The organism is Lelliottia sp. AC1 (assembly GCF_023278595.1).
Classification (GTDB): Bacteria; Pseudomonadota; Gammaproteobacteria; order Enterobacterales; family Enterobacteriaceae; genus Enterobacter; species Enterobacter nimipressuralis.
Window position 1 is genome coordinate 1,751,553 of the sequence record NZ_CP025699.1, and the last position, 16,761, is coordinate 1,768,313.

General features: G+C 56.2%; 13 protein-coding genes. 8 read left to right on the forward strand and 5 right to left on the reverse strand.

Translation table 11 applies throughout. The features are described from left to right. Positions 1–3: 3 nt before the first annotated feature. From nagZ to C0560_RS08185, 4 genes are all read left to right on the forward strand, one after another. Positions 4–1,029, forward strand: a complete 1,026-nt coding sequence (gene nagZ, locus C0560_RS08170) for a beta-N-acetylhexosaminidase (RefSeq protein WP_248859960.1) — start codon at positions 4–6, stop codon at positions 1,027–1,029. A 35-nt stretch (positions 1,030–1,064) separates the two neighbouring features. Beyond that, entirely contained in the window at positions 1,065–1,607 is a 543-nt protein-coding gene (gene ycfP / locus C0560_RS08175) for an alpha/beta hydrolase YcfP (RefSeq protein WP_248859962.1), read from the forward strand. Positions 1,608–1,844: 237 nt separating this feature from the next. Further along, positions 1,845–3,149 (forward strand): NAD(P)/FAD-dependent oxidoreductase, encoded by a 1,305-nt coding sequence (locus C0560_RS08180; RefSeq protein WP_107703869.1) that lies wholly within the window; start codon positions 1,845–1,847, stop codon positions 3,147–3,149. A 191-nt stretch (positions 3,150–3,340) separates the two neighbouring features. Then, a complete protein-coding gene (locus C0560_RS08185; RefSeq protein WP_100780569.1) occupies positions 3,341–3,880 on the forward strand; it encodes a glycine zipper 2TM domain-containing protein in 540 nt (179 codons plus the stop codon). Between the two features lie 63 nt (positions 3,881–3,943). Here the strand turns inward: C0560_RS08185 and C0560_RS08190 are convergent, their stop codons facing one another. Both C0560_RS08190 and comR read right to left on the reverse strand, forming a co-directional pair. Next, positions 3,944–6,136, reverse strand: coding sequence for a TonB-dependent siderophore receptor (locus C0560_RS08190; protein ID WP_248859963.1), 2,193 nt, complete (start codon positions 6,134–6,136; stop codon positions 3,944–3,946). Positions 6,137–6,344: 208 nt separating this feature from the next. Then, complete coding sequence (comR, locus tag C0560_RS08195; protein WP_100780567.1) at positions 6,345–6,980, reverse strand: TetR family copper-responsive transcriptional repressor ComR; 636 nt, start codon at positions 6,978–6,980, stop codon at positions 6,345–6,347. Between the two features lie 246 nt (positions 6,981–7,226). On the opposite strand from comR, the gene bhsA reads away from it, so the two are divergent. Continuing rightward, entirely contained in the window at positions 7,227–7,484 is a 258-nt protein-coding gene (gene bhsA / locus C0560_RS08200; RefSeq protein ID WP_100780566.1) for a multiple stress resistance protein BhsA, read from the forward strand. Positions 7,485–7,562: 78 nt separating this feature from the next. On the opposite strand, the gene C0560_RS08205 is transcribed toward bhsA, so the two are convergent. The 3 genes from C0560_RS08205 to C0560_RS08215 form a co-directional block, all read right to left on the reverse strand. Beyond that, positions 7,563–8,522, reverse strand: coding sequence for a L,D-transpeptidase family protein (locus tag C0560_RS08205; RefSeq protein ID WP_248859964.1), 960 nt, complete (start codon positions 8,520–8,522; stop codon positions 7,563–7,565). Positions 8,523–8,665: 143 nt separating this feature from the next. Beyond that, complete coding sequence (gene mfd / locus C0560_RS08210) at positions 8,666–12,112, reverse strand: transcription-repair coupling factor (protein ID WP_248859965.1); 3,447 nt, start codon at positions 12,110–12,112, stop codon at positions 8,666–8,668. A 155-nt stretch (positions 12,113–12,267) separates the two neighbouring features. Further along, positions 12,268–13,341 carry an acyltransferase family protein gene (locus C0560_RS08215; RefSeq protein ID WP_248859966.1) on the reverse strand — a complete coding sequence of 358 codons (1,074 nt, stop codon included), beginning with the start codon at positions 13,339–13,341 and terminating at the stop codon, positions 12,268–12,270. Between the two features lie 268 nt (positions 13,342–13,609). Here C0560_RS08215 and lolC point away from each other — a divergent pair, with 268 nt between their 5' ends. The 3 genes from lolC to lolE are packed head-to-tail and all read left to right on the forward strand — an operon-like array spanning position 13,610 to position 16,747. Then, positions 13,610–14,809, forward strand: coding sequence for a lipoprotein-releasing ABC transporter permease subunit LolC (lolC, locus tag C0560_RS08220; RefSeq protein ID WP_100780562.1), 1,200 nt, complete (start codon positions 13,610–13,612; stop codon positions 14,807–14,809). Next, positions 14,802–15,503 (forward strand): lipoprotein-releasing ABC transporter ATP-binding protein LolD, encoded by a 702-nt coding sequence (lolD, locus tag C0560_RS08225; RefSeq protein WP_100780561.1) that lies wholly within the window; start codon positions 14,802–14,804, stop codon positions 15,501–15,503. The genes lolC and lolD overlap by 8 nt, the downstream gene beginning before the upstream one ends. Next, positions 15,503–16,747 (forward strand): lipoprotein-releasing ABC transporter permease subunit LolE, encoded by a 1,245-nt coding sequence (gene lolE, locus C0560_RS08230; protein ID WP_248859967.1) that lies wholly within the window; start codon positions 15,503–15,505, stop codon positions 16,745–16,747. Before lolD ends, lolE begins: the two co-directional genes overlap by 1 nt. Positions 16,748–16,761 lie beyond the last annotated feature (14 nt).

Genomic DNA, 16,761 nt, shown 5'->3' on the forward strand with positions numbered 1-16,761 from the left:
CGTGTGGGTCCAGTAATGTTGGATGTCGAAGGGTATGAACTGGATGCGGAAGAGCGCGATATTCTGGCGCATCCGCTGGTGGGTGGGCTCATTCTGTTTACCCGCAACTATCACGATCCCGCGCAGCTGCGCGAGCTGGTGCGTCAGATCCGTGCGGCGTCCCGTAACCATCTGGTGGTGGCGGTCGATCAGGAAGGCGGACGCGTTCAGCGTTTTCGCGAGGGCTTTACCCGTCTGCCGGCGGCGCAATCTTTTGCTGCACTGCTGGGAACGGAGCAGGGTGGCAAGCTGGCGCAGGATGCAGGCTGGCTGATGGCGAGCGAAATGATCGCCATGGATATTGATATCAGCTTTGCGCCGGTGCTGGATGTCGGGCATATCAGCGCGGCGATTGGCGAGCGTTCTTACCATGAAGATCCGCAGATCGCCCTGGCGATGGCAACACGTTTTATCGACGGAATGCACGACGCCGGTATGAAAACCACCGGGAAACACTTCCCGGGGCACGGCGCTGTGACGGCGGATTCCCACAAAGAGACGCCGCGCGATCCGCGCCCTGAGGCGGAGATCCGCGCCAAAGATATGTCCGTTTTCCGTTCTCTCATTACTGACAACAAACTCGACGCCATCATGCCCGCGCATGTGATTTACAGCGACGTCGATCCGCGTCCGGCCAGCGGCTCTGCGCACTGGCTGAAAACCGTGTTACGTCAGGAGCTGGGCTTTAACGGCGTGATTTTCTCCGACGATCTGTCGATGGAAGGCGCTGCCATTATGGGCAATTATGCCGAGCGCGGTCAGGCGTCGCTGGATGCGGGTTGCGATATGATCCTGGTCTGCAATAATCGTAAAGGGGCGGTTAGCGTGTTAGATAACCTGTCGCCGATCAATGCTGAACGTGTTACACAATTGTATCATAAAGGTTCATTTAGCCGTCAGGAGCTGATGAGCTCGGCTCGCTGGAAGACGGTGAACGCTGAGCTTGAAGCACTCAATGAGCGCTGGCAGGCACACAAAGCAGGTCAATAACCCCCTCCTGGAAGGCGTCGTATGGTGAGGAAACAATGATCATTTATTTGCACGGTTTTGATTCGAACAGTCCTGGTAATCATGAGAAAGTGCTGCAACTGCAGTTCATCGACCCGGACGTGCGGCTGATTAGCTACAGCACGCGCCACCCGAAACACGATATGGCGCATCTGCTCAAAGAAGTGGACAAGATGCTGCAGCTCAACGTCGACGATCGCCCGCTGATTTGCGGTGTGGGACTCGGCGGCTACTGGGCAGAGCGGATCGGCTTTCTCTGCGATATTCGCCAGGTGGTGTTCAATCCGAATTTGTTCCCTAACGAGAACATGGAAGGCAAGATCGACCGCCCGGAAGAGTACGTGGATATCGCCACCAAATGCGTCAATAACTTCCGCGAGAAGAACCGCGACCGCTGCATGGCGATCCTCTCCCGCAACGACGAGGCGCTGGATAACCACCGCGCGGCGGAGCTACTGCACCACTATTATGAAATTGTCTGGGACGAAGAACAGACCCACAAATTCAAAAATATCTCCCCGCACCTTCAGCGCATCAAAGCCTTCAAGACCCTGGGCTAAACCCCCTCTGAACGACTCCAGGCCCGGCCGCGCAAGCGAGCCGGGCTTTCTCTTTTGCTACAATTGTACGAATTTAAATCATCAAAACTTGATTCATATCAATTTTGGTATGACCAATGCGCCTGGCGTGTTATTCTCAATGCACCTGAATGGTTTCAGTGCTGTAACCTGTTGTTAATTAAGGGTTATTACCATAACTTTTAATTAACAATTGGTTAATAATTTGAGGGGGTCACATTGACTACGCCATTGAAAAAGATAGTAATTGTAGGCGGCGGCGCAGGTGGGCTGGAGCTGGCTACGCAACTCGGCAAAAAGCTGGGCCGTGGCAAAAAAGCCAAAATTACGCTGGTCGATCGTAACCACAGCCATCTGTGGAAACCGTTGCTGCATGAAGTGGCCACCGGTTCACTGGACGAAGGTGTTGATGCCCTGAGCTATCTGGCGCATGCGCGTAATCACGATTTCCAGTTCCAGCTGGGCTCCGTGATGGATATCAACCGCGAAAGCAAAACCATCACCCTGGCCGAGCTGCGTGACGAGAAAGGCGAGCTGCTGGTGCCTGAGCGCAAGCTGCCGTACGACACGCTGGTGATGGCGCTGGGAAGCACCTCGAACGACTTCAACACGCCAGGCGTGAAAGAAAACTGCATCTTCCTGGATAACCCGCATCAGGCACGTCGTTTCCATCAGGAAATGCTGAACCTGTTCCTGAAATACTCCAACAACCTCGGTGCGAGCGGCAAAGTGAATATCGCGATTGTCGGCGGCGGAGCGACGGGCGTTGAGCTTTCAGCGGAACTGCACAACGCGGTGAAACAGCTGCACAGCTACGGTTACAAAGGGCTGACCAACGACGCGCTGAACGTGACGCTGGTCGAAGCGGGTGAACGCATTCTGCCTGCGCTGCCACCGCGTATTTCCGGCGCGGCGCACAACGAGCTGACCAAAATGGGCGTGCGCGTTCTGACGCAAACCATGGTCACCAGCGCCGATACCGGCGGCCTGCACACCAAAGACGGCGAGTATATTCAGGCCGATCTGATGGTCTGGGCGGCGGGTATTAAAGCACCTGATTTCATGAAAGAGATTGGCGGGCTGGAAACCAACCGTATCAACCAGCTGGTAGTGGAGCCGACGCTTCAGACCACACGCGATCCGGACATCTTCGCCATCGGCGACTGCGCCTCCTGCGCACGTCCTGAAGGTGGATTCGTGCCGCCGCGCGCGCAGGCCGCGCACCAGATGGCAAGCCTGGCGCTGCACAACATTCTGGCGCAGACCAAAGGCAAAGCGATGAAGTCCTACGTCTATAAAGACCATGGCTCGCTGGTCTCCCTGTCTAACTTCTCCACCGTGGGCAGTCTGATGGGTAACCTGATGCGCGGCTCGATGATGGTTGAAGGGCGTATCGCGCGCTTCGTTTACATCTCGCTGTACCGTATGCACCAGGTGGCGCTGCACGGTTACTTCAAGACCGGGCTGATGATGCTGGTAGGCAGTATCAACCGCGTGATCCGTCCTCGCCTCAAACTGCACTAATCTTTCAGTCCCTCCGGCTCCCGGAGGGACTTTTTAGCATTTCCTGCTGACAATCTTCGTCAGAGTGCTTAAGAGTTCTCTGAAACGCGTCCCTTTTCATTTTACCTCTCTCTTTTTGAGCGTTATTCCGATTGGCGAACTCACTCTTCGATTGCAAAATTGTTACCAATAGCAACAAAGGAGGAAGCCCCGTGAATAAATCTATGTTGGCGGGTATAGGGATTGGCGTGGCTGCAGCGCTGGGCGTGGCAGCAGTGGCCAGTCTGAACGTGTTCGAACGCGGCCCGCAGTATGCTCAGGTTGTTTCTGCCACCCCGATTACCGAGTCGGTGAAAACCCCTCGTCAGGAGTGCCGCAACGTGGCGGTAACTCACCGTCGTCCGGTACAGGATGAAAACCGTATCGCAGGCTCAGTGCTGGGTGCGGTTGCGGGTGGTGTGATTGGTCATCAGTTCGGTGGGGGACGCGGGAAAGATGTCGCGACCGTCGTCGGCGCACTGGGTGGCGGCTATGCCGGTCACCAGGTTCAGGGCGCGATGCAAGACAACGACACCTACACCACGACGCAGCAGCGTTGTAAAACGGTGTACGACAAATCAGAAAAAATGCTCGGCTACGATGTGACCTATAAGATTGGCGATCAGCAGGGGAAAATCCGCATGGATAAAGATCCTGGCACGCAGATCCCACTCGACAGTAACGGTCAGCTGGTTCTGAATAACAAGGTGTAAAAAAAGCGGTATTATTAATTTGGCTCCTCAAACGCTCAGGCTGAGGAGCCTTTTTTTTGCCCGTCAGAAGGTCAGGGCGTAGTTCAGACCGAAGGTGCGTCCACGGCCTTTATACTCGTACAGCGCCGCATTCCCGTAGGTGGGGCTGTAGAGCAGCGGAGCGCGCTGTCCCCAGACGGTGGTGTACTCTTTATCCAGCAGGTTTTCGACGCTAAACGACAGTTTACCGAGCGGAAGCTGGTAGCTGCCGATGAAATCAACGGTGTTATAACCGTTCAGCTTATTGCCCGCCGCATCGCTCAGATCAAAGGCTTGCTGCGTTTGCAGGCGCAGCGCCCACGGCTCCGGTGCCCAGCCGACGTAGGCCGTCGCTTTGGATGGCGACGCCTGAGTCACATCCCATTTTTCCCAGGAACCGTTGGTTTTAATCTCTGACTTCAGGACGTTAACATTCCCGCCGAGACTCCAGTCGCTCTCAGGAATGAAGTAATCCACTGCGCCTTCCACACCGTAGATGCGCCGCTTCTGCGGATTCACGTCGATAGTCATGTCGGCGCGGTTGATATCAATGGATTTATCCGACAAGGAGTAATAGGCCGCAATCTGTGTGCGCAGCTGATCGCCCGTAAAACGCCAGCCCAGCTCGTAGGAATCGACCTTAATCCCTTCAAGCTTCGCATCGTTCGGGTTAACGCTTTTCAGCAGCGCCAGATGGCCCTGGGCATCAGGTTTGCTATAGCTACCGTTACCGTAATATTTTCCCGGGTCAGGCAGTTCCACGCCCTGAGAGAAGTTAAACCAGACCTGCTGACGTTCGGTCAGGTGCGCCAGGATCCCGGCGTTAAACAGGAAATTATCGTAATCCGTTTTCCCGCCCGGAATAGCATCCGCAGAGAGTGCGCCGCCTTTGGCAATGGTCTGCTGCTGGGTATAGCCGATGAAATCATCGACGCGGTTTTCCGTCCACTGATAGCGCACGCCGCCGCTGAGGGTAAACACCTCGTTGATGTCATAGCTGTTTTGCAGGAACGGAGCGAAATTGGTGATGCTGTAGCCCGGATAGCGCCCCGTGCTGTAGGCCGACTGATTATTCATCCCGCCGGAAGGGACGGAATCGGCGAGGTCGAAGAACATCTGGTTGGAATCGAAGGTTTCATGGTCGGCATCAATACCCCAGGTGAGCTGCCAGCCGTCGAGCGGAGTGCTGTTCAAGGTCAGCTTCGCACCGTACTGATCCGTGTTCTGCTCGGAGGCGGAGAAACTGGTAATGTCACCTTTGGCCACCGTCGGGAACGGGTAAAAACGCAGGGATTCGTCGCGATAATAGATCTGCCCGACCAGCTCCTGGCCCCAGAAATCCGTGTCGGAATATTGCAGGCTGATGAGATGACGCTCGGTGCCAGGAATACGATCTGAGCTAAAGCCTTTGGACGTGCGGGCCGTACCGTTCCCAGTCACGGCGCTCATGTTCTTGTCCAGATAAAGCCCGTAATCGTCGTCGCCCTGGCTTTTGTAATACTGGGTCACCAGCTGCAGCTGACGGGTCTCGTCAATTTCAATGGTGCCGGTTCCCATCACATCCAGACGATCGGAGTGCTGCAAACCCGTCTGGGTGTTGTCGAAGGTCAGCGCATCGCCATTGCCATCGTACCAGCCGCCGAAGCGCTGATACGCCACAGACAGACGGCCCGAGGCGTTATCATTGCCGCCGCTGACGGCCGCCGCCACGCGCTCGTCGCGATCGTCACTGTTGTTAAAGCCGCTTTTTCCGCCCAGTTCCAGATCAACCTGGGTCTCCGGCTGACCTTTTTTGGTGACGATATTGATCAGCCCGCCGGTACTCCCGCCGCCGTAGAGGGACGTCGAGCCGGAAATAACTTCGATATGTTCGATATTAAACGGATCAATGGAATCGAGCTGGCGGCTGTCGGTACGCGAGGAGTTCAGCCGTACGCCATCAATCAGCACGACGATCGCGCGACCGCGCATGTTCATGCCATAGTTGGTGCGTCCCTGGCTGCTGACGTCCATCCCCGGAATCAGCTGGCCGAGAATATCTTTAAACTCTTTCCCGCCCTGAACCTGCTGTTCAATCTCCTGACCTTCAATGATCCACGTGGTCTGCGCCATTTCAGCGACGGTGCGGTGGCTGCGGTTGGCGCTGACAACCAGATTTTCTTCGTTCTTTTGTTCTGCATACAGCGGCATCGCGATGGCCAGCAGGACAGGGTTGAGCACCCAGAGGCTCTTTTTCATCATCATTCCTTGTTGAGCTTTTGCTCTTTGTTATCGGCAGGTCAAATCACACAATGGAAACATTGTGAAACAAATGTAAACGCGAATTTTGCCGATAAAGAGTCTCATTATCAACCCGCTGAAATAAGAGGGTTTACAGGGGATAACGTGAAAACGAGAGGGAGAAAAGGGGAAGGAAAAAGAAAAGGGCGGTTGCCCGCCCTGATAATCAGAGTTTCAGCAGTTCAGGCCACAGGCGCAGCGTGGTGCGAGAAATGCTTTGCAGCTTTTCAAGGCTTGCACCTTCACGCGCGCTGATGGACATCCCCTGCAGGACGCAGCTTAAAAATTGCGTCAGTTCGACGGTATCGCAGTGAGCCGGAATTTCACCCCGCTTTTGGCGTTGGCTTAAAAACGCGCCTAGGGTCTCTTCCTGCATGGCGTGGCGCGATTTCACGGTATTCGCAATGTCTTTCGATGCGGCGGCAAGCGTGGCGGAGGTGTTAATCATAAAGCAGCCCGCAGGCGTGTCTTTGCTGGTAAAGCAGGCGGAGATAGCCGCGAAATAATCCTGCAAAGCCTGTTCAACGGTTTTCTCTTCGCAGAACAGCTGAGCTTCATGTTTGGCCGCAAAGCGCGCGATATAGCGATCCAGCACTGCGCGGAACAGGCCTTCTTTGTTGGTGAATTCTGCATACAGCGTGGGGGCTTTCGCACCTGTCGCTTCGACCAGGTCGGAGAGCGAGGTGGCTTCATACCCATGCTGCCAGAAGAGTGTCATGGCCTTATCGAGCGCCGCATCCCTGTCGAACACTTTCGGTCGGCCACGGCTTTTTTTTGCGCAACTCGTGACGTCGGTTGTCATGTGCCGTTGTACCTGTGTTGGTTTGTTGAATGATCATTATAAAAATAATAGCCCGCGCCGACCAGCACTCATTTCACAAAAATAAATTAATCATATGGTTATGAAAAATAAGAGGTTTAAAATTAATTTAACGGTCGTTATAAAATTATGTTGACGTGTGACCTGGATCACACCTATCATTTACCTATCGATCGTTAAGTAAATAACTAGCGACCTCCCAAATTCATCTGTTAAAGGCTAATTATCATGAAAACCATCAATACCCTCATCGCTGCTGCTGTACTGAGTTCTCTGTCATTTGCCAGCTTCGCGGCTGTCGAAGTGCAATCCACCCCTGCTGACCAGCAGAAAGTGGGCACCATCTCTGCCAACGCAGGGACCAACCTGAGCTCACTGGAAGACCAGTTAGCGCAGAAAGCCGACGCCATGGGCGCGAAATCTTTCCGCATCACCTCTGTGACCGGTCCGAACACCCTGCACGGTACTGCGGTTATCTACAAATAAGCCTGGCTTAACCCTCATAAAGCCACTGCTAAAAAAAAGGCCCTGCGATTTCGCAGGGCCTTTTTTGTCTCTTGTGCTTTAAAGCGCTTGCTGAGCCACGTCGTGATGCGGCGTCACATCCACCGGCATACCCGAGCGCACGTCCATCGCTTTTTCCATCACCGCGCTGTCCGCGCGCGCTTTGAAGTTTTGCATCGCTGCGTTCAGGACAATCGGCAGCGTTTGCGGATCGTCGCCAATGTTTTTTGACAGCGGCTGGTGGACCTCCACCAGACGTTTTCCGCCTGGCTCTTCCGACACTTTTATCGGCGTATTGATGATATTGACCTTCGTGCCTGGGGTAATCACGCGGAACAGCGTCTCGATATCGCCGTCGCGCAGGCGAATGCAGCCTGAGCTGACGCGCATGCCGATGCCAAAGTCCGCGTTGGTTCCATGCAGCAAATAGACGCCGCCGTAGGCCGCAAGGCGAATCGCGTGATGGCCCATTGGGTTATCCGGACCTGCCGGAACCACAGCGGGCAGATCAATGCCCTGGGCTTTATAGCGCGCGCGGATATTGGCCGTCGGCGTCCAGGTTGGGTTGGCGCGTTTATCCGAAACGGTGGTCACCATGGTTGGCGTTAAGGTGTCGCCGCCCAACTGACCAATTCCGATAGGGTAGACCGTCACCTCATTTTTACCCGGCGGGTAATAGTAGAGGCGCAGTTCGGCGAGGTTAATCACCAAACCTTCGCGCGGCGCGTCAGGTAACAGGGTTTGCAACGGGATAGTCAGCACGCTGCCAGGGCGTGGCACGTAGGGATCAACGCCCGGGTTAGCCTGCAATAACGCCAGAAAACCGACGTTATATTTTTTGGCTATCGCCTCCAGCGAACCGCCGTCATTTTCTACGACGTGAAAACGGTTTTCGCCCACCAGACGACTTCCGGCAAGGGGCAGCGGCCAGGTATTCGCACGCGCGGGCAGGGCGAGGGCGACGGTCGCCGCGAGGGCAATCAGGGTTATCCAGCGAGTAAAACGCAGAGTCATCATCACTCAATTCCATGGAAATACTAAGGTTATTGTTATTCAAAAGTTAATTGATGATTATGACCAGGGGGCGTGTCGGGAAATCAGGAGAAGTGCAAAGAGTTTGTAAATTAATGGCCGGACGGTGACATCGCCGCCCGGCCACGAGGTTATGCCGCCGCGTTCTCTTCGAGCTGGCGCATAAAGTTACGGACCCATTCCATCCGCGTTTTGCGGTCGCTCAGTTCTTGCATGAACTTCAGACGCGTCGGGCCATCAAGGCGGAAGTGTTGCGGTTGCTTCTGCAGCAGGCCGATGAGCCACATCGGGTCGACGTGGTTCTTCTCGGCAAACTCAATTACACCGCCTTTATCATTGCCTTCCAGCTTGCGAATGCCCAGTTTCTGAGCCAGCTGGCGCAGACGCGCGATATCCAGCAGGTTGCGCGCTGCATCCGGCAGCAGGCCAAAGCGGTCGATCAGCTCGACTTTGATCTCCTCCAGTTCCGCCTCATTTTTAGCGCTGGCGATGCGTTTGTAGAATGACAGGCGCGTGTTGACGTCCGGGATAAAATCGTCCGGCAGCAGGGATGGCATCCGCAGTTCCACTTCCGTTTGCTGGCTGGTGAGATCTTCCAGCGACGGTTCGCGTCCCGCTTTCAGCGCATCGACGGCGTTTTCCAGCAGCTCCATGTAAAGCGAGAAGCCGATGGTTTCCATCGATCCGCTCTGGTCTTCGCCGAGCAGCTCGCCTGCGCCGCGGATCTCCAGATCGTGGGTCGCCAGTGCAAAACCTGCACCCAGATCTTCCAGCGAAGCAATGGCTTCCAGACGCTTTTGCGCGTCAGTGGTCATCGCTTTCGGGTGTGGCGTCAGCAGCCAGGCGTAGGCCTGATGGTGAGAACGCCCGACACGACCGCGCAGCTGATGAAGCTGCGCCAGGCCAAAGTGATCGGCCCGTTCGATTATGATGGTGTTCGCCGTCGGAATGTCGATCCCGGTTTCGATAATGGTGGTACAGACCAGCACGTTAAAACGCTGGTGATGGAAATCGTTCATCACCCGTTCCAGCTCGCGCTCGCGCATCTGGCCGTGGCCGATGGCAATGCGCGCCTCTGGCACCAGCTCCGCCAGCTTATCCGCCGCTTTCTGAATATTTTCCACGTCGTTATAGAGGTAGTACACCTGGCCGCCGCGCAGGACTTCACGCAGGATCGCCTCGCGCACCACCAGGCTGTCGTACTCGCGGACAAAAGTTTTCACCGCCAGACGACGGGCCGGTGGAGTGGCAATGATCGACAGATCGCGCATCCCGCTCATCGCCATATTCAGCGTACGCGGGATCGGGGTCGCGGTGAGGGTCAGGATATCGACATCCGCGCGCATCGCTTTGATGCGCTCTTTGTGACGCACGCCGAAGCGGTGCTCTTCATCCACAATCAGCAGGCCCAAATCTTTCCACTTCACGTCGCTTTGCAGCAGCTTGTGGGTGCCGATAAGAATGTCGATTTTACCTTCGCTGGCCTGCTCCAGAATCTGCGTCTGCTCTTTGGCGCTGCGAAAACGCGACAGCATCTCAATGCGCACCGGCCAGTTGGCAAAGCGGTCGCGGAAGTTGTCGTAGTGCTGTTGCGCCAGCAGCGTGGTGGGCACCAGCACAGCAACCTGTTTGTTGTTTTCGACGGCGAGGAAGGTCGCGCGCATCGCCACTTCGGTTTTGCCGAAGCCGACGTCGCCGCACACCAGACGGTCCATCGCCAGCGGCTGACACATATCGCTTAAGACAGCGTTGATGGCCTGAGCCTGATCCGGCGTGGTTTCAAACGGGAAGCTGTCGCAGAACAGCTGATACTGATCTTTATCGTGTTTGAAGGCATAGCCGGATTTCGCTGCGCGCTGGGCGTAAATATCCAGCAGCTCGGCCGCCACATCACGCACTTTTTCGGCGGCTTTCTGCCGCGCGCGGGTCCAGGCGTCGCTGCCCAGTTTATGCAGCGGAGCACTCTCTTCCGCGCCACCGGCGTAGCGGCTGATCAGATGCAGGGAGGAGACCGGAACATAAAGTTTTGCGTCACCGAGATAGGTGATCATCAGATATTCGGCAGTGATCCCGCCCGCTTCGAGGGTGGTCATTCCCGCGTAGCGCCCCACGCCGTGCTCCAGATGCACAATCGGCTGGCCGACGTGCAGCTCGGCCAGGTTGCGAATCAGTGTGTCCGGGTTAATGGTGCGACGGTTGTCCTGTCGACGACGCGCCACGCGCTCGCCAAGGAGATCGCTTTCGCAGATCAGCGCCCGATTATTCAGGGTATCGATAAAACCGTGCTCGGCAGAGCCAATCATCAGATAGCGGCCGTTATCGGCGGCTTCGTCGAGACGCAAGATCCGTTTTGGCGACACTTTGATGCGCGCCAGCAGTTCGCCGAGCGCCTCGCGACGGCCTTCACTTTCGACCGAGAAAATCACCGGGCCGGTAAAGGATTCGAGAAACTTGCGCAGATTATCCAGCGGCGATTTTTGCTGCGCCTGAACGGACAGGTCCGGCAGCGTCTTAAACGCCAGGTTAGTGTTCGCGGCTTTGTCCGGCAGACTCTCCGTTTTGAGCTGTACGCGCGGCCATTTTTTCAGCTCTGAAAACAGCTCGTCGGTGCGTAACCACAGCTGCTCCGGCGGCAACAGCGGGCGCATCGGGTCGACGCCACGGTTTTCAAAACGGGCGCGGGTTTCGCTCTCAAAGCGGGTGGCGCTGGCGTCGAGATCGCCGGTATTGACGATCAGGGTTTTGGCCGGGAAATAGCTGAACAGGGCCGGAAGCGGCTCGCTAAAGAACAGCGGCTGCCAGTATTCAATGCCTGCGGGCAGGGTGCCTTTGCTCACCTGCTGATAGATATGCTCGGCGTCACGCTTCACATCGAACTTATCGCGCCACTGGCTGCGGAACAGTTCGATGGCGGTTTTGTCCGTCGGGAATTCGTGGGCAGGCAGTAAATTGATCGCCTCGACCTCTTCCAGCGTGCGTTGGGTGTCCGGGTCGAATACCCGCAGGCTGTCGATTTCATCATCAAAGAAATCCAGACGGTACGGCTGATCGCTGCCCATCGGGTAGAGATCCAGCAGCGCGCCGCGCGTGGCGTATTCGCCGTGCTCCATCACCTGGTCGACGTGGCGATAGCCTGCGCTGTCGAGCTGCGCACGCAGGGCATCGCGCGACAGGCGCTGACCTTTTTTCATCACCAGTGCGTGGCCGTGCAGGTAGCTGTGCGGACACACGCGCTGCATCAGGGTATTCACCGGCACGATCAACACCCCGCGCTGCATCGACGGCAGCTGATAGAGGGTGGAGAGGCGCGAGGAGATAATCTCCTGATGGGGGGAAAAACTGTCGTAGGGCAGGGTTTCCCAGTCGGCCAGGTTAAACACCAGGCTGTCGGTAAACTGGCGGATCTCGTCGTGCAGACGGAGCGCGTTTTGCATATCGGGGGCAACCAGCACCACCGGGCCCGCGTGGCGCTCAGCGATCTCTGCGACCAGCGTGGCGCAGGCGGCGCCCGTCAGTTCGCCTAGCTGGCGCTGGTCACCCGCTTTGCCGGGCAGGGAGTAACGGTATTGTTCAGGCATGGCTTGTCAGAATCTCTTATGGATATATACCCTAAACACAGTATTGGGGCATATCACTGATACGCAATGTCTTTATTATCCTTGATCGTTTTACATTAGCAAACCGGAACCGCACACAGGGTGAATTCGCCCTCGAATGAGGGCGAGGGGAAGCATTATCGGGTCGCCTCAATCGGCGCGAGACGGGCGGGAGGGGCAAAGAAAAGGTCGCCAAACAGCGCGCTGGAGACTTTTCGCGCGCCCAGTCCGAACAGCGTACAGACCATCAGGCTGACGAACGGATAGACCAGAATCAGGGTCAGTTCCGCCCAGACCGGCCAGTTGCCGCCGTTAAGTTCGCCAATCAGGAACAGGCTAAAACCTTCGATCAAAATGCGATGCGTGGTGTAGATCGCAATGGTGTTCGAGCCGACGACGTTCAGCAGATTATTCGGGTGGACGGCGTAACGCTGCTCGATGCTGTAAAACAGTTTCATAATCAGCAGAATCGACAGGAGTGACAGCAGCAGGGGAACGTTGGCAAACCACAGCACCACGGAGATCCCACCGAACGCCACTATCGGCAGCCAGTAGCGGCGTATCACCATCCCTTTCATCCACTCCATCAGCTGCGCGCCGTACCAGGCACCGAGACTGTAGTAGATCATGTTACGCACCACGCTGTTCATTCCCCACCAGGGCAGCGGCAGGAAGTTGATCGCCACGCTCGCCAGGGCCAGCACCGCGAGCACCGGCAGTTTCCAGCGGCTGAGCAATTTACAGAGGGTGAAATAGACGATCAGCGCATACAGATACCAGAGGCTGGTGCTGGCGGTGAGCATGCCGCGAATAAATTCGCTTATCGAACCGGCGTAGGCGGCGTTGGAAGAGGTGGCTAATTCACGCTCCGGCGCAAGCCAGGCGTTGATATGGCTCAGCGCCTGCCACTGCAACACGCCCCACAGCGCCAGTACCCAGACGATGCTCCAGATCCGTTTGTCGAAGCTGACCCGCCAGCCGACGTCATCAATGTAGCGACGAATCAAATAGCCCGAAATGAAGAAAAACACCGGCATGCGAAACGGTGCGAGATAGAGATTAAAATAGACCCAGCATTTGGCGAGCAGACCGGAAAGCGGATGCTGTAGCCCGCTTAGATGAGGATAAAAGGTGATCACCGAGTGGTAAATCACCACCAGGCAGATGCACAGCCCTTTTATCTGATTAATCCATAATGCTTTTTGTTTCATCGGTCTTTAATACCTGTTTTGCCATAAAGAAGGCGTTAATCCTGGGCGAACCGGCGTTAGATGTAATCAGTAAGAGTCTGTATCAGGACGATTTTCAGAAAAGGTGGAGAAGGGCGCGGGTGTAATGAGAGGCCGATCGGCAAGTAGCCTGATGATTTTTCTTGTTTTTTCGCCAAAATCATTACCAAAGCTTACGGTTTCAGTCATTTACGCTTAACGGATTCGCTTATATACTCGTGGGTCTGCTATCAGCAACCAGACGGATTTCATGTACCAACCTGTCGCACTCTTTATAGGCTTACGTTACATGCGTGGGCGCGCCGCGGACCGCTTCGGTCGCTTTGTCTCCTGGCTTTCCACTATTGGCATTACGCTTGGCGTGATGGCTTTAGTGACGGTTCTGTCCGTGATGAATGGCTTCGAGCGCGAGCTGCAAAACAACATCCTGGGACTGATGCCGCAGGCGGTTCTCTCTTCCTCTCAGGGCTCCATCAATCCGCAACAGCTGCCCGAAAGCGCCGTAAAGTTACAGGGCGTCAGCCGTATTGCGCCGCTGACAACGGGTGACGTGGTGCTGCAAAGCGCGCGCAGCGTGTCGGTGGGGGTGATGCTGGGCATCGATCCGGCGCAGAAAGATCCGCTCACTCCGTATCTGGTTAACGTCAAACAGACCGATCTTGAGCCAGGCAAATACAACGTTATTCTCGGCGAGCAGCTCGCCGGACAGCTTGGCGTCAACCGTGGCGATCAGCTGCGCGTGATGGTGCCGTCGGCCAGCCAGTTCACCCCGATGGGGCGCTTGCCGAGCCAGCGCCTGTTCAACGTGATCGGCACCTTCGCCGCTAACAGCGAAGTCGACGGCTATCAAATGCTGGTGAATATTCAGGACGCCTCCCGTCTGATGCGTTATCCGTTGGGTAACATTAGCGGCTGGCGTTTGTGGCTCAACGAACCGCTGAAAGTGGATGTTCTGAGCGAGCAAAAACTTCCGGAAGGCACCAAATGGCAGGACTGGCGCGAGCGTAAAGGCGAGCTGTTCCAGGCCGTGCGCATGGAAAAGAACATGATGGGCCTGCTGCTGAGCCTGATCGTTGCCGTTGCCGCGTTTAACATCATCACGTCGCTTGGCCTGATGGTGATGGAAAAGCAGGGCGAAGTGGCGATCCTGCAAACCCAGGGGCTGACGCCGCGCCAGATTATGGCGGTGTTTATGGTTCAGGGGGCGAGCGCCGGGATTATCGGGGCGCTGCTGGGTGCCGTACTGGGTGCGCTGCTCGCCAGCCAGCTCAATAATTTGATGCCGATTATCGGCATTCTGCTCGACGGTGCCGCACTGCCGGTGGCGATCGAGCCGCTGCAGGTCGTGGGTATTGCGCTGGTCGCGATGGCCATTGCGCTGCTCTCTACGCTTTATCCTTCCTGGCGCGCCGCCGCCACTCAACCCGCTGAGGCTTTACGTTATGAATAAGATCCTGTTGCAATGCGACAACCTGTCCAAACGCTATCAGGAAGGCACCGTGCAGACCGATGTCCTGCATGAGGTCAGTTTCAGCGTAGGCGAAGGCGAGATGATGGCGATTGTCGGTAGCTCCGGCTCGGGCAAAAGTACCTTGCTGCACCTGCTGGGCGGGCTGGATACGCCGACCTCCGGCGATGTGATCTTCTCCGGCCAGCCGATGAGCAAAATGACGTCGACGGCGAAAGCCGATCTGCGTAATCAGTCTCTTGGCTTTATCTACCAGTTCCACCACCTGCTGCCTGATTTCACCGCGCTGGAAAACGTCGCGATGCCGCTGCTGATTGGCAAAAAGAAACCGGCAGAGATCAATACCCGCGCCAGCGACATGCTGAAAGCCGTTGGCCTCGGTCATCGCGGGAACCATCGTCCGTCTGAACTTTCCGGTGGCGAACGCCAGCGTGTGGCGATTGCCCGTGCGCTGGTGAATAACCCGCGTCTGGTGCTGGCGGACGAACCGACCGGTAACCTTGATGCGCGCAACGCAGACAGCATTTTCCAGCTCCTCGGCGAACTGAACGCCTCCCAGGGAACGGCGTTCCTGGTGGTGACCCACGATCTGCAGCTGGCGCGACGCATGAGCCGTCAGCTGGAGATGCGTGACGGTCGTCTGACGGCGGAACTGACCCTGATGGGAGCCGAGTAATGGCGTCATCGTTATCCTTATTGATCGGTATGCGCTTTAGCCGTGGCCGCCGTCGCGGCGGCATGGTGTCGCTGATTTCCGTGATCTCTACCGTGGGTATCGCGCTCGGCGTGGCGGTGCTGATCGTCGGCTTAAGCGCGATGAACGGCTTTGAACGTGAGCTGAATAACCGCATTCTGGCGGTCGTTCCGCACGGCGAAATTGAACCGGTGAATCAGCCGTGGACCCACTGGAGCGAGGCGCTCACGAAAGTGGAAAACGTGCCGGGCATTGTGGCCGCAGCACCTTACATCAACTTTACCGGCCTGGTGGAGAGCGGAGCGAATCTGCGCGCCATTCAGGTGAAAGGGGTGAATCCGCAGCAGGAAGCGCGTTTGAGTGCGCTGCCACAGTTTGTGCAGAACGGCGCGTGGGCGAACTTTAAAGCGGGTGAGCAGCAGATTATCATCGGCAAAGGTGTCGCGGATGCGCTGAAGGTGAAGCAGGGCGATTGGGTGTCGATCATGATCCCGAACGCCAGTGCCGATCACAAACTCCAGCAGCCGAAGCGCGTGCGTCTGCACGTGACCGGGATTTTAGCCCTGAGCGGTCAGCTCGATCATAGCTTTGCGATGGTCCCGCTGGACGATGCGCGTCAGTACCTGGATATGGCCGACAGCGTCACCGGTATCGCCATTAAGGTCAACGACGTCTTCAACGCGAATAAACTGGTGCGCGACGCCGGTGGTGTGACCAACAACTATGTCTATATCAAAAGCTGGATAGGCACCTACGGCTATATGTATCGCGATATTCAGATGATCCGCGCCATTATGTATCTGGCGATGGTGTTGGTGATTGGCGTGGCCTGTTTTAACATCGTCTCGACGCTGGTGATGGCCGTTAAAGACAAGAGCAGCGACATTGCCGTTCTGCGCACGCTGGGCGCTAAAGACGGTCTTATTCGTGCCATTTTCGTCTGGTATGGTCTGCTGGCGGGTCTGTTTGGCAGCCTCTGCGGCGTGGTGATCGGCGTGGTGGTTTCTCTGCAGCTGACGCCGATTATCAACGGCATTGAAAAGCTGATTGGACATCAATTCCTGTCGGGTGACATCTATTTTATTGACTTCCTGCCGTCTGAGTTGCACTGGCTGGACGTTATTTATGTGCTGGTTACAGCACTTTTACTGAGTCTGCTGGCAAGCTGGTATCCAGCGCGTCGCGCAAGCCGAATTGATCCGGCGAGGGTGCTAAGTGGCCAGTAATTACGTCATGATTT

What these genes read in the sequence shown, in the direction of transcription:
- ycfP (WP_248859962.1), top strand. Translation starts at nt 1,065, where the DNA reads ATGATCATTTATTTGCACGGTTTTGATTCGAACAGTCCTGGTAATCAT.
- C0560_RS08190 (WP_248859963.1), bottom strand. Translation starts at nt 6,136, where the DNA reads ATGAAAAAGAGCCTCTGGGTGCTCAACCCTGTCCTGCTGGCCATCGCG.
- comR (WP_100780567.1), bottom strand. Translation starts at nt 6,980, where the DNA reads ATGACAACCGACGTCACGAGTTGCGCAAAAAAAAGCCGTGGCCGACCG.
- bhsA (WP_100780566.1), top strand. Translation starts at nt 7,227, where the DNA reads ATGAAAACCATCAATACCCTCATCGCTGCTGCTGTACTGAGTTCTCTG.
- mfd (WP_248859965.1), bottom strand. Translation starts at nt 12,112, where the DNA reads ATGCCTGAACAATACCGTTACTCCCTGCCCGGCAAAGCGGGTGACCAG.
- C0560_RS08215 (WP_248859966.1), bottom strand. Translation starts at nt 13,341, where the DNA reads ATGAAACAAAAAGCATTATGGATTAATCAGATAAAAGGGCTGTGCATC.
- lolC (WP_100780562.1), top strand. Translation starts at nt 13,610, where the DNA reads ATGTACCAACCTGTCGCACTCTTTATAGGCTTACGTTACATGCGTGGG.
- lolD (WP_100780561.1), top strand. Translation starts at nt 14,802, where the DNA reads ATGAATAAGATCCTGTTGCAATGCGACAACCTGTCCAAACGCTATCAG.
- lolE (WP_248859967.1), top strand. Translation starts at nt 15,503, where the DNA reads ATGGCGTCATCGTTATCCTTATTGATCGGTATGCGCTTTAGCCGTGGC.